At 35.9% G+C, this 12,168-nt stretch carries 14 protein-coding genes; 9 read left to right on the top strand and 5 right to left on the bottom strand.

Annotation, left to right across the window (positions count from 1 at the left end; genetic code table 11):
• Nucleotides 1-24 precede the first annotated feature (24 nt).
• The 6 genes from WC460_02575 to WC460_02550 are packed head-to-tail and all read left to right on the top strand — an operon-like array spanning nt 25 to nt 3,002.
• The gene (locus WC460_02575; protein MFA5188222.1) at nt 25-384 is read left to right on the top strand and encodes a hypothetical protein; all 360 of its coding nucleotides are present in this window, start codon (nt 25-27) and stop codon (nt 382-384) included.
• 59 nt (nt 385-443) lie between these two features.
• Complete coding sequence (locus WC460_02570) at nt 444-782, top strand: hypothetical protein (GenBank protein ID MFA5188221.1); 339 nt, start codon at nt 444-446, stop codon at nt 780-782.
• A gap of 20 nt (nt 783-802) precedes the next feature.
• Nucleotides 803-1,525, top strand: a complete 723-nt coding sequence (locus tag WC460_02565) for a hypothetical protein (GenBank protein ID MFA5188220.1) — start codon at nt 803-805, stop codon at nt 1,523-1,525.
• Nucleotides 1,503-1,934, top strand: coding sequence for a pilin (locus tag WC460_02560; protein ID MFA5188219.1), 432 nt, complete (start codon nt 1,503-1,505; stop codon nt 1,932-1,934). The genes WC460_02565 and WC460_02560 overlap by 23 nt, the downstream gene beginning before the upstream one ends.
• Before the next feature lie 4 nt (nt 1,935-1,938).
• On the top strand, nt 1,939-2,523 hold the full coding sequence (locus WC460_02555; protein ID MFA5188218.1) for a pilin: 585 nt from the start codon (nt 1,939-1,941) through the stop codon (nt 2,521-2,523).
• Between the two features lie 20 nt (nt 2,524-2,543).
• Nucleotides 2,544-3,002 (top strand): hypothetical protein, encoded by a 459-nt coding sequence (locus WC460_02550; GenBank protein ID MFA5188217.1) that lies wholly within the window; start codon nt 2,544-2,546, stop codon nt 3,000-3,002.
• 60 nt (nt 3,003-3,062) lie between these two features.
• Here WC460_02550 and WC460_02545 read toward each other — a convergent pair whose 3' ends face one another.
• A complete protein-coding gene (locus tag WC460_02545; GenBank protein MFA5188216.1) occupies nt 3,063-3,671 on the bottom strand; it encodes a hypothetical protein in 609 nt (202 codons plus the stop codon).
• A 286-nt stretch (nt 3,672-3,957) separates the two neighbouring features.
• Between WC460_02545 and WC460_02540 the strand changes: the two genes are divergently transcribed.
• Nucleotides 3,958-5,835 (top strand): DUF2079 domain-containing protein, encoded by a 1,878-nt coding sequence (locus tag WC460_02540; protein MFA5188215.1) that lies wholly within the window; start codon nt 3,958-3,960, stop codon nt 5,833-5,835.
• Between the two features lie 33 nt (nt 5,836-5,868).
• Here WC460_02540 and WC460_02535 read toward each other — a convergent pair whose 3' ends face one another.
• From WC460_02535 to WC460_02520, 4 genes are read right to left on the bottom strand one after another with little or no spacing between them, the layout of a single operon-like run.
• Nucleotides 5,869-6,594 carry a glycosyltransferase gene (locus tag WC460_02535; protein MFA5188214.1) on the bottom strand — a complete coding sequence of 242 codons (726 nt, stop codon included), beginning with the start codon at nt 6,592-6,594 and terminating at the stop codon, nt 5,869-5,871.
• Nucleotide 6,595: 1 nt separating this feature from the next.
• Nucleotides 6,596-8,227, bottom strand: coding sequence for a hypothetical protein (locus WC460_02530; protein MFA5188213.1), 1,632 nt, complete (start codon nt 8,225-8,227; stop codon nt 6,596-6,598).
• 5 nt (nt 8,228-8,232) lie between these two features.
• Nucleotides 8,233-9,867, bottom strand: coding sequence for a hypothetical protein (locus tag WC460_02525; GenBank protein MFA5188212.1), 1,635 nt, complete (start codon nt 9,865-9,867; stop codon nt 8,233-8,235).
• A gap of 35 nt (nt 9,868-9,902) precedes the next feature.
• A complete protein-coding gene (locus tag WC460_02520; protein MFA5188211.1) occupies nt 9,903-10,394 on the bottom strand; it encodes a class I SAM-dependent methyltransferase in 492 nt (163 codons plus the stop codon).
• Between the two features lie 438 nt (nt 10,395-10,832).
• Between WC460_02520 and WC460_02515 the strand changes: the two genes are divergently transcribed.
• Nucleotides 10,833-11,561 carry a YebC/PmpR family DNA-binding transcriptional regulator gene (locus WC460_02515; GenBank protein MFA5188210.1) on the top strand — a complete coding sequence of 243 codons (729 nt, stop codon included), beginning with the start codon at nt 10,833-10,835 and terminating at the stop codon, nt 11,559-11,561.
• Nucleotide 11,562: 1 nt separating this feature from the next.
• A complete protein-coding gene (gene ruvC, locus WC460_02510; protein MFA5188209.1) occupies nt 11,563-12,066 on the top strand; it encodes a crossover junction endodeoxyribonuclease RuvC in 504 nt (167 codons plus the stop codon).
• The last annotated feature ends 102 nt before the right edge of the window (nt 12,067-12,168 follow it).

The following is a 12,168-nucleotide window of genomic DNA, read 5'->3' as shown; positions in this document are numbered from 1 at the left end:
AGCATTAAGAAAGGGTTTAAAAACATGAAAAAATTCGCTGTAATTTTAGCGCTTTTTAGCCTATTGGTAGTTCCGGTCATGGCATCTGCAGCTACAATTGAGCCAGGCCTGAATACTATCCAGCCTTATATCGGCCTAGGCACACGAGATGTACGCGTGACAGTCGCTCAAATTATAAATGTAGCAATGGGTCTTTTAGGCTTAGTCGCTGTGTTGATCATTCTTTTAGGCGGCTTTAAATGGATGACTTCTATGGGCGATTCTGACAAGACTAAAAAAGCTAAAGAATTGATTGTGGCCGGTCTTATCGGCTTAGTCATTATTTTAGCAGCTTATGCGATTGCCAATTTCGTTATTACATCTATCCTGAACGCAACTACTTAATTTATCATTTAGGCATTTAAGGGGGCGCTTCGCCCCCTTAAATGTTCCTAAAAAATTATATGTTTAAAAAAATTTATATATACATTTTTACTTTTGGCTTGCTTTTGCCTTTTAGCCCGCTTCTTGCCCAATATGGTTTGAATGAAGCTAACACCGTAGCCGGACTGCCCCAAGGCGATGTTCCGACTTTTTTAGGGCGTTTTGCCGGCGCTGCTTTGGCCTTAAGCGGTTCTATTTTTTTATTCTTAATTGTTTATGGCGGAATTATGATGATGACTTCAGCCGGGGGCGAAAATGTGGCCAAAGGCAAAAAAATAATTACCTGGGCCATTATCGGCGCTCTTGTTTTGGGCGCAGCCTATGCCATAACCACTTTAATTTTTCAAATTTTTAAATAAAAAAAGATTGACCTTTCCCCATGCAGTTTAAAAGAATATTTTTACTATTTTTTATAATCATTGGCTGTTTATTTTTAATTAGCAATGCCTGGGCTTACAGCTTTACTGATATTTCTGGCTTTTCCCAAAAAACAGCCACTGAAGCCGGCGTGACCCAGGCTGATTATACTGTAATTATAGCTGGCGTCATCACTGCTGTTTTAGGCGTGGTTGGCGCTATTTTTTTTATTTTATTTATTTATGGCGGTTTTGTTTGGCTGACTTCGGCTGGCAGTGAAGACAAAATCGGCAAAGCCAAAAAAACTTTGAGCTATGCCACTGTTGGCGCATTAATTGTAGTCGGTGCCTATGCCCTTACCACTTTTATCGCATCTTCTATCATGTCAGGCCCTTCTTTTCAGGAAACGCAAAATTCAAATACTACCAACCTCAACCAAAATACTAATCAACCAGGCAGCGGCACCGCCATAGGAATCACCTGTACAGAGCAGCCCGGCGGAGCCCAATGTGCCGCCCTTGATTTTTGCCTCAGGCAATTACAGGGCAAGTCTCTTGGCATTACTACTGATTGCGGCAACCAAATCTGCTGCCTGCCGCTTTATGCTGATGAAAAATGCGATCAATGCGGCCAAGGCGCAACTAATATCTGCAGCCAGTCAGAATGCGAAAAACTAGGCACCCACTGTCATTTTCACTATATCCCTTATAATTACTGCGAATATGATCCGACTTGGCAAAATTAAAAAAAGATACTTAAGCCTGATAATTTTTGTTGTGCTGGCTTTTATTTTTGTGATGCCAATAGTTGCGCAGGCTGCCTTAAATTTTCAAAATGCTAATCAGGGCATTGAAACAAGCGCCCAATCAGCAGGCGTGCAAACTTCTGAAATAAGCATTATTATTGCCAATATAATCAAAGCTCTTTTGAGCCTGGTGGGCATGATATTTTTGATTTTATTTATTTATGGCGGCTTTAAATGGATGACAGCTGGCGGTGCTCCTGACAAAATTGAAAAAGCTAAAAAATTATTAGTTAATGCAGTAATTGGCTTAGCTATAATAACTGCTGCTTATACAATTACTTTCTTTATTAGCCAGGTCTTGGAAGGTTCACAGTCAAATACGACCGAGACGACCCAATCTAACCCCTAGCATTATGAAAAAAAATCTTTCTATTCTCTTTATCATAATTATAACTTTGGGCATATTTTTATATTTTTATCCTGTTTTAGCCCAGTCTAATTTTTTGCAAGGCTTAAATAAAACAGGCTCGCTAGCTTATCCAGGCGATCAGATTTCTCTGGCAGCTTATGCGGCCAATATAATTATGGCTCTTTTTACGCTCTTAGGCATTGTTTTTGTCGCGCTCCTGATGTATGGCGGCTATCTTTATTTAGTCTCTGGCGGCAGTGAAGACAAAATCAAGAAAGGCAAAAACACTTTAACTGCGGCAGTAATCGGTATTATTATTATTTTTTCCGGTTATACAATCACTTATTTTATAACTACGACCTTAGAATCTCCCGGCGCTCAACCAGCAAGCCAGGGAGCTTACAATCCTTTATGCGATAATAGCCAGGATATTAATATGTACACCAGCATTGCCTGCTGCAATGCCCGCTATGATTATTACAAATCTGCTGATGCTATTTGCTGCCGCCAGACTCCTTTTTGCACTGGCCACTGGCAAGCCTGCGGCCTGGCAAGCGTTGATGATTGTTTGCGTCCGCAAACCCCTTAGTTAATAAATAATTTTGCTATATGAAAATAAATAAAATAGCTATAATTCCGCTGATAATCTTCGGATTTTTGTTGACCGCGCAAATAGCTTCCGCCGGCATAATCAGCGGAGGAGTGCAAAACCTGGGTCAAGCAGTTTATGGCGTAGAAACTCCGCAATCACCCCAAATTTTAGCAGCCCTAATTATTCAAACGCTTCTAGGCCTTTTGGGAATAATCTCAGTTGCCATGATTTTGTATGCTGGCTTTTTGTATTTAACTTCCCAAGGCCAGGAACCAGTCCTTAAAAAAGCCAAAGGCATTTTAACAACTGCCATTATTGGCATAGTTATTATTTTGAGCGCCTATGCTATTGCCAGTTTTATTACTTCGCAAATTATTAATTCAATCGGCACAGGATCTTCAACTGGCGGCGAAAATCCGCCAGGGACAGAACCACCGGGTACAAACCCGCCTGGTACCGTAATTATTCAGCCTTAATATTTTCCAATTTAAAAAGAGGGACAGAGTCCCTCTTTAAGTTTGCCGATTTTTCTTTTTTTAGCGTGGCACCGGTGTTTCCACATAGCTTAAGGTCCACGGAAGTGGTTCTCCATTGTCGGGAGAAGTTGCATTTTGGGTAAAGGCGTCAATTATTAAACTGCTTGGAGGAAGCAACAACACTCTTTTACCTTGAGGATTGTTCCACCCTATAGTGTAGTTGTATCTGCCCGGAAAAAGAACAGCGGAAATCGATTGATTGGCCCTGAGATAAAAACTACGTTTAACTCCTGGATTTGTCGCTGACGCAATATCCACAAAAATGTTTTTATTGCTGTCATTATGAATTATTCCGCGATATTTAGCGGCCGCTTCCTGTCCACCTTCCGGAATATAGGTGACTCCGCGATCCGGCGAATAAATCACTGTGGCATTGGGATTTTTCTGAATAGCAGCAGCGATGGCGGGGTTAATACCGCCGCTGAAATCCTGAGTTGCATCTAGAGCGGGCGAGTCTGCTACCAAAGATTGAACCGCTTCTCTGTCGCCATTGACCTCAACGTTAAGCCCATCGCGATGTAGGGTTACAGAAATTGGCTGAGGATGGATGCAGGCCATACCTGACAAAGCCATCACCATTACCACGATTACCAAAAAACTCTTTTTCATTTCACTCCTCCTTTGGCACTTTGTGCCTATATTTTTCAATGTTTCTTGTTTGTTCAATGAACAAATCCAAACAGTTTTGGATTTTTCAGTATATCACAAGATTATCTATTTGTCAATAGAACATGCGCTAACTTTAGCTCTAAAAGATCCCTTTTGTGGCTAAAATAAGATAAAAAACAAGCTCCTAAACTCTAAAATAATCCCCCTTTTACCCTTTTTGCTCCTCTTACCCATCTTACCCTTCTCTTCTTTATCTTTCCCTAAATTTAGCATAAAATTAAGTTATATGTTTTCCTATTTTAAAAATCTCAACTGGCAAAAATTAAATAAGCTACTTTTAATCATGCTGGCTGTTTATATTGTCCTGGCTTTTGGCCTGTGCTTATTTAAGTACTTTACTTTCAGCTACAATGGTCTGGATCTGGCGATTTTTAACCAGGTTTTTTTTAATTCCAGCCAGAGCCATTTTTTTCAATTTACAATCCACCCGACTTCTTATCTGGGCGATCATTTTGAAATTTTAATTTTTTTTCTAATCCCATTTTATTCTTTATTTAAATCACCTTTAAATCTGCTTTTTATCCAAACATTATTTTTAGCCTTCACAGTAATCCCCTTATATCTAATTGCTAAAAAATATTTGAATCCCTGGCAAACATTGTTAATTGTTATTTTATACCTTTTTAATCCAGTAACTCTTAACATCAATACTTTTGAATTCCACATGCTGGCCTTGGCGCCTTTTTTTATTGCCTGGACATTTTATTTTTATGATCAGAATAAATTTTCTTCTTTTTTAGGTTTAGCCCTTTTAACCCTCTTGGTGCGCGAAGATCTGGCTTTTGTTATTTTTATGTTTGGCATAATAGCGATTTTAGATAGAAAAAAACTAAAATGGATTCTAACGCCTCTTTTTGTCTCAACTGCGTATTTTTTTCTGGCTTTGAAAGCGACTGCTTATTTTTCTTCCTCTCAAGATTATAAATTTCTGATTTATTATAATTGGCTGGGCGCAAACCTGCAAGAAATTTTTATAAATTTCTTTGTCAAGTTGCCTTTAGTTTTAAGCCATCTTTTGACTCTGACTAATTTTGAATTTGTGCTCGGATTCTTTATGGTTTTTTTATTTATTCCGCTTTACCGGCCTAAATATCTTTTACTTTCTTTGGGCATGTTTATGCAATTAGTTTTGGGTCCGGCTTCAGGCGAAGCTATTTTAAAAATGCACTATGGCGCCATATTTTTAATTGTCTTTTCCTTGGCTGCCATTTTTTCTCTTAAAAAAATATCTGCCAGGCAAAAAAGCATTCTTATCTGGCAAAAATACAAAGATGTCATTGCCTTAATCGTTATTATCAGTTTAATTTATCTTTTTTTTGTGCTTGGTCCAGTCTTGGCTTTTTCCCAGGCAATCTTTGCCACAGACTACCAGCAGATAACTTTAAAAAATAAATTTTTAAAAGAAATTCCTGCCAATGTTTCAGCTGCAACCAGCTTTGATCTTATTTCTAATCTTTCTTCCAGGCCAAAACTTTACTCTTTAAATTATTTATTTTTAGGCAAACAACAATACTTGGTTAAAGATTTTCCCACACCGGCTGACTTACAATATGTCTTAATTAATTTTACTGATTTAGCTTCTTATCAAACTCTTTATGAGAAAAATTTGCCTGGGATTTTTTATCAAGGTGATGATAACTTGAGAAAATTATTATCTCCAGATTTCCAGCTGATTAAAATTGAACAAAATTTAGCTCTTTGGGAAAAAAATGCGCCAGATACAGGCATTGCCTTGTATAAAATCTATGACAAAGAAATACCAGCGATTACTAAACCAGCGGATTTGAATTTAAACGAACAAATAAATTTCCTCGGGTTTGACACAAGTGATAATTTAACTTCTTTGTACTTCAAACCTCTGACTAAAATTTATAAAAATTATTTTATCCAGCTTGATAAGGAACTTTATCCTCTGGGCTACGGGCTTTACCCGACCAGCGAATGGCAAATAGGTCAGATTATCCAGCTGAACTTTTATAATCTGCCAAAAATAAAAACCGCCCAGATCTTAAATTTATCTGGCGGCTTGGAATTAGACGGCCTCAACAGTAATCAGGTTGTCTGGGATAAAAAAGAAATTATCGGCCAGTTTGAGCTAAATTAACCATGCAAAAAATCCAGTAAATCCCCGAAAAAACTACCTGCCTTTAAAAAATCTTAACTTAATAATTTCCTTTAAATATAGCAAGGAAACTTTTAGAGGATTAACCCTGCTTTTATCGCCCTTGCCTCTTGGTTCAACCCACTTGACCGGGATTTCTTTAATTTTCAAGCCTCTTTTTTCTGACTGATAAATAATTTCACTATCAAAAAACCAAGTTGTGTTTTTTACCAAAGGAATTATTTGTTTTACGACTTTCTGGCTCACTGCTTTAAAGCCAGTTGGAAAATCATTTATTTCGGTATTTAAAAATATTTTTATAAATAAGCGATAAGCATAAGACATAATTTTTCTAAATAAAGAACGCCTGACTTCAGATTCTTTTAAATACCTTGAACCAATCGCCAGGTCATAGCCCTGCTCCAGGGCAGTGACAAGCGGTAAAAATGCTCTCAAATCAGTGGCCAAATCAGCATCCATAAAAGCAAAAAAATCATAATCATTTTGGTATTTTTGCCAGGCAGTTAAAACTGCCACGCCCTTGCCTTTTTGCGGCACAAACAAATATTCTAAATGATTTATTGAAGGCAGCAAATCTTTCACAATCCGCCCTGTTAAATCAGTTGAATTATTATCAGAGACAACTATTTTATAATCATAAGCCTGCAAATTTGCCTGGGCATAATCTGCTAATTTTTCTAAATTTGCTTTAATTATTTTAGCCTCATTATAAGCCGGGATTACAATTAACAATTTTTTCATCTCAATCAATTAATTTGTAAATTTTAACCTCTTTATTAGCGTAAACTTGCTGCAAATAATCGGCTTTATCAAGATCATAATTACCCAATAACTTTTCCCTGGCTGTATAAAATATATATTTAATATTATAATTTTGCAAAAATTGTTTTTTGGCGTCTGCCTGATTATTATCCTGAAAAAACCACTTATCTAAAAGTTCTCTTTTATGTTGAAAATCCAAGGTCTGATGCCCGCTGCCTAAAAAAACAGGTCTGTTGATAAAAGGCGGTAAAATCATGCCATTTTGCGCGCTGGCTAAGACAGCTTCATTGCTTAAGCTCTTTGTTTTAAGCCAGACCGCAGCCTGGTAAAAACTATCAGGCAAATAAAAAATCTGCGGCAGTTTAATATAATCATATATAACCGTAACAACAAAAGACAGATTTGCCAGGCTCATAAACACAAACAATAAAATTACAGTTAATATATTTTGCCATCTTTTTTTATATATTTTTAAAATTTCAGCAACCAGCCAGCTTAAACTATAAGTTGCCAGAATCGCCAGGGCAATGTGTTCGGTGCTAATCAATCTCCTCTGAAAAGAAAGCGGCAAATATGCTAAAACAAACAAGGTCAAAACCCAGACTATTAAAAAATAGACATTTTTGTTGTTTTGCTTTTTTAATAAGCGCAGGCTGAAAATACTAAAAAAAATTAAAAAGCCATAGGCAATTAAATACATCTTAAAAGAAGGCGAGTCTGTAATGTTTTGGCTTATCCAGCCCCACAAAGCCGGCTCTCTTCTTACTATAAAATAAAAATAATAAAAGGCCGGGGCATAGCCCAAACCAATTATAAAAATTTTTAGGATATAATTTTTAAAATTAAAAATTAAGCTTTGTTTTCTAAAAATAAATCCAGTAATCAAATAAGCAAGAGAGACCCCCAAAACAATTAAAATATCATAAGTATGAATAAGTCCCAGAATAAAACTGACACCAAAAAGAAAAAATAAAGTTTTCTTTTGCGTATTGGCTTTTATAAGCCAATAAAATGTGAGAAGAATTAAAAGTTGAGAAATCACAAAGAGAGCTGAATGGGCCAGAGTTAAGAAAGTGTTTGATTCTGGCATAATCAAGTCAACTGAAAAATTTTGCCAGATATATTTGGCGTCAAAAATTATACTTTTTGTCTGAGGCTTAAAAAACAAACCCAAGCCCGAGGAGAAACAAATTAAAAGTAAGGCAATGATTTTATCCCAATATTTTTTAAAAAATAAATCCAGAAAATAATAAAAAATAAAGTATAAAAATAAAAATCCGGCTAAAAACCTGGCTAAATGAAAAATTAAAAGGCTATTTAGGCTAAAAAGTCTGGCCAAGAGCCCCAGCACCAGCCACAGCGGAGTAAAATACATGGCAGTTTGTGTTTCTGAAGTAAATAAATTCAAGACCAATATTTTGCCTTCTTTTGCCTGCTCAATATATGAGCGGTAAACGCTCACATCACCTAAATTCATATGGCTGCCGCCGAGAAAATGATTTTGCCCGCCCCAAAAAAAACCCACCGCATAAGGCAGGCTGGAGAGCAAAAGCGCAGTGCCAATTATTACTAGCACAATTAAATTTTCTCGCTTAGTATAACCCTTAAACATAAACTTTACTTCAATTTATATATTGAACCGTCATTATCTTCATAGACTTTGGTAAAATTACCATCATTTTGCAAATTTTGAACTAGCCAAAAGCGATCTTTATCCACTATAAAATAGCTGGCTTTAAAAGTATTTTTAACTATCTGATACAAATCATCTGCTTTTTTTGTTGTAGTTATATCTGCGAATAAATTATATAACACCGGATCATAATTATACATAAAAGTCGGATCCAGACCAACAATATAATAATCCTTATCATTATAATAAAATAACATCGGCCAATCATCCCAGTCAGTCTGCATTACAATTTGTCCTGGCTGAGAATTTGCCAGCAAATACTTGCTAATGCCGGAGAATCGGCTGAATTCTATCCCGCCCTTAAAGCTCTGCCTGGTCAGATATGCATCCCGCATCATTATTAAGGGAAAAATAATAGCCGCATAAATCAAACAAAAATGTAAGAGCAAGCCGATTATATAATTTTCTTTTTTAAAAATCTGCAAAAATTCTTTGACTTTAACCTCGGCAAGAATATTCCCTAGGGTAAAAGCCACGAAAAAATCTAAAAATGGCACAAAATATTCTATATAACGCTTTGATTTCAGGGTTAAAAATAAAAAAAATAAGGCTGCCAATAAAAAGAAAATGCTTTTGGCGTTTTGCTTTTTAATAAAAATAAAAAATAGGACAAAAGCTACTACCCCAAAGATGAATAAAACTCCTGTATCAGAAATTAATTTTAAAAATTCATATGGATACCACTCTCCGCCCACATTAACCACGCCTTGAAAATTAATAATCCCGATCTGCACCAGCTGCTGCCAATAAAAATTCAGATTTTTGGGAAAATATGGATTTAAAATCAGACCGACAAAAATTCCGCTCAAGGTGGCGGCTATAATTCTTGCACTCTCCCACGAGAGAATATTCTTTAAAAAAACCGCGAAATTCTTAAATACTTTTTTTATTAATGAAACATGCGCCGGCTCTATGAATTTTATTTTATTAATAAAAGTTAAATCAAAAGCACGCGCAAAAACGTAAATTAGGGTGATTACCGCCAGAAGCGGAAACCCTCCATATGACAAAACATACAAATAAGCGCCCAAAAATAAAAGCCAGTATTTCTTATAAAAAATAAAATATATGCCTGCAAATAAGATGATTAAAGAAAACGCGCTGGCTTTGGCCAAAGAAATCCTAAACATAAAGTCAGCTGTAAAAATCATTATCAGCGCATAAATCTCTGCATATTTAAGCTTTTCCTTTTTAAAGAAACAGTAAGACAAAAAGATAAACAGTGTAGCCAAAATTACAGTATACAATTTAAATCCGGCAAAATCTCCAAAAACCTTAATAAAAGGTATGGCTGCAACATGATAGAGAAAATGATGGTCAATGTAATAATCCTTTAGCACTGTAAACTGCAGCCAGGGAAAATCTAAAATCACTCCACGCTCGGCAATAAGCTTGGCCATTTTTAGATGGTAAAATGAATCGGGGTCTAAAAAAGTCGGTGAAGACTGAATCCACAAATAGGCCAAAAAAGCCGTAAAAAAAATCATTAGATACAAAATAAACTGATTTTTTATTATCAGTTCTTTTAACTTTACGCCTAAATGCAGGAGATTCTTCATGCTTGAATTATAACAAATCCCCTCATTTTTTTAAACTATTTCCGGTAGATAAAAACTCTGTTATTTAAGCTTAATTTTTTATTTTCGTTCAGGGCAACTATTTTAATCGGCTCCCAATTCGTGAATTTAAAAGTATTGGAAATAACTAAAGCGCCCGGCTTTAATTCTGCGATCAGCTTCCCCTCTAAACGAGCCATTTCCTTATCAATTAAAAAACAAAAAATGTAATCCGCCTGAGACAAATCAGCCTTAAAAAAATCCTGATAATATATTTTTACATTCCTATTTGCTAATAAACAGTATAAACGGGCAAAAATGTAGGGCATGATAAAATATTCATAACCAATAGCCTGAATATCTTTAGTTTTAGCCAAGCTGCGTAAAAACTTGGCGCTGCCGCAACCTAATTCATAGACCAAAGCTTTTTCCTTAAAATCAACGGCTTCTAAAATTTTATTTATTAATTTTTTGCGGGTCGGCACATAAGGCGCATTGCCCACGAATAAGACTCTATAGCATTCTATCATTACAAAAATTAGGCCTAAGTATAACAGGCAGATTATAATAATACTAAGCGCCAGCGCAACATAATTATAGCCCAAAAACAACAAGATAATGGCGGCCGCAATTAAAAAAATAAATAGAAATATGAAAATTATCATAATATAAAAACCCTGCTGATTATTTTACTAAGCATGGCTGCAAAATAATCAAACAGGGTATTTTAAACATATAGCAATAATTTTATAAAGTTAGAAAACGCCTCCTTTGCTCCTTTATTACTTTTAGTATAACAGCTATTTTATTTTTAGCAAGTGCTTTTGGGGCAATCTGTGGATATCAATTTTTCCAAATCAGAATTATGATAAAAATTTCCTAAACTTGAAATTCCTGCCTAAATTTGCTAAAATTTAAATACTTATTAGTATAATTATCTATAAATCTATAATCTAAAAATCTAACATATGAGCGGGCATTCTAAATGGGCAAATATCAAAAGAACAAAAGGCGCGCAAGATGCTAAACGTGCTAATTTGTTTACCAAACTAACCAAGGCTGTCACAGTGACTGCCCGAGAAAAAGGTGGTGATCCAGACTCCAATTTTTCTTTGCGTCTGGCTATTGAAAAAGCCAGAGCAGCCAATGTGCCCAAAGAAAATATTGAACGCGCGATTAAAAAAGGCACTGGCGAAATCAAAGGAGAAAAAATAGAAGAATTAACTTATGAAGGCTTTGGTCCAGGAGGCACTGCTCTGATAATCAAATGCTTGTCAGATAATAAAAACCGCACTGCTTCTGATATGAAGCATTTATTTTCAGCCAATGGCGGCACTTTAGGCAACCCTAATTCAGTCATGTGGCAATTTGAGCAAAAAGGCGTAATTAGAATAGAGCAAGCGCAATTAAGCAATAAAAATCTAGATGAATTAGAATTGCAAATCATTGATGCTGGCGCGCAAGATATTGCGACCAGTGAAGACGGCCTGACTATTTTTACCAAAGTTGAAGATTTGCAGAAAGTCTTTGGTAAATTAAAAGATCTGGGCTTAAGTAGTGATTATGCTGAAATTGAATTTGTGCCCAGGGAAAAAATTACTGTTTCAGCCGAACTGCAGGAAAAAAATCAAAAATTATTTGAAGCTTTTGATGACAATGATGATGTTGATAATTATTACACAAATTTAAAAGAATAAAATGCCCAATGAAATAATAATTCTAGGTGTTGATCCAGGGGTAGCAACTACTGGGTTTGCTTTTATTAAGGAAACAGGCAAAAATAATCAAATTCTTGATTTTGGCATTATTTCAACCTCGCCCAGACAAAAATTCCCAGAAAGATTAAAATATATTCATCAATCCTTAAATAAATTGATCAAAAAGTACAGGCCAGATGTAATTGCTGTTGAGCAATTATTTTTTTGTAAAAATGTAAAGACTGCCTTGCAAGTTGGCCAAGCGCGTGGAGTAATCCTGCTCACAGCGATATTAAACAAACTCCCCCTCTATGAATTTACGCCCTTGCAGGTTAAACAGTCAGTTTGCGGTTATGGCAAAGCAGACAAACGCCAAGTTCAGGCCATGGTTAAAATTTTGCTAAACTTAAAGCAAATACCTAAGCCAGATGATGCGGCTGATGCTCTGGCTATTGCCCTGACCTATTTGCAGTCAAAAAAACTTCTCAGCCAAATAGACCTCTAATCCTTGAAAAAACTAAAAAAATCAGCTATACTCTATATATTAAATAATTTTGAATTTTGTCCGGCCTGGCCTTGGCCAAGACAGACTTCGGCTCGGATTAAA

This window comes from Patescibacteria group bacterium, assembly GCA_041651155.1.
Lineage (GTDB): Bacteria > Patescibacteriota > Patescibacteriia > CAIXNZ01 > CAIXNZ01 > JAPLYF01.
Note: the sequence above shows the minus strand (reverse complement) of the source record. Positions and strands in the feature narration are given on the sequence as shown.

Coding starts and splice junctions, on each gene's coding strand:
- WC460_02575 (MFA5188222.1), top strand. CDS start 25: ATGAAAAAATTCGCTGTAATTTTAGCGCTTTTTAGCCTATTGGTAGTT.
- WC460_02570 (MFA5188221.1), top strand. CDS start 444: ATGTTTAAAAAAATTTATATATACATTTTTACTTTTGGCTTGCTTTTG.
- WC460_02565 (MFA5188220.1), top strand. CDS start 803: ATGCAGTTTAAAAGAATATTTTTACTATTTTTTATAATCATTGGCTGT.
- WC460_02560 (MFA5188219.1), top strand. CDS start 1,503: ATGATCCGACTTGGCAAAATTAAAAAAAGATACTTAAGCCTGATAATT.
- WC460_02555 (MFA5188218.1), top strand. CDS start 1,939: ATGAAAAAAAATCTTTCTATTCTCTTTATCATAATTATAACTTTGGGC.
- WC460_02550 (MFA5188217.1), top strand. CDS start 2,544: ATGAAAATAAATAAAATAGCTATAATTCCGCTGATAATCTTCGGATTT.
- WC460_02545 (MFA5188216.1), bottom strand. CDS start 3,671: ATGAAAAAGAGTTTTTTGGTAATCGTGGTAATGGTGATGGCTTTGTCA.
- WC460_02540 (MFA5188215.1), top strand. CDS start 3,958: ATGTTTTCCTATTTTAAAAATCTCAACTGGCAAAAATTAAATAAGCTA.
- WC460_02535 (MFA5188214.1), bottom strand. CDS start 6,594: ATGAAAAAATTGTTAATTGTAATCCCGGCTTATAATGAGGCTAAAATA.
- WC460_02530 (MFA5188213.1), bottom strand. CDS start 8,227: ATGTTTAAGGGTTATACTAAGCGAGAAAATTTAATTGTGCTAGTAATA.
- WC460_02525 (MFA5188212.1), bottom strand. CDS start 9,867: ATGAAGAATCTCCTGCATTTAGGCGTAAAGTTAAAAGAACTGATAATA.
- WC460_02520 (MFA5188211.1), bottom strand. CDS start 10,394: ATGATAGAATGCTATAGAGTCTTATTCGTGGGCAATGCGCCTTATGTG.
- WC460_02515 (MFA5188210.1), top strand. CDS start 10,833: ATGAGCGGGCATTCTAAATGGGCAAATATCAAAAGAACAAAAGGCGCG.
- ruvC (MFA5188209.1), top strand. CDS start 11,563: ATGCCCAATGAAATAATAATTCTAGGTGTTGATCCAGGGGTAGCAACT.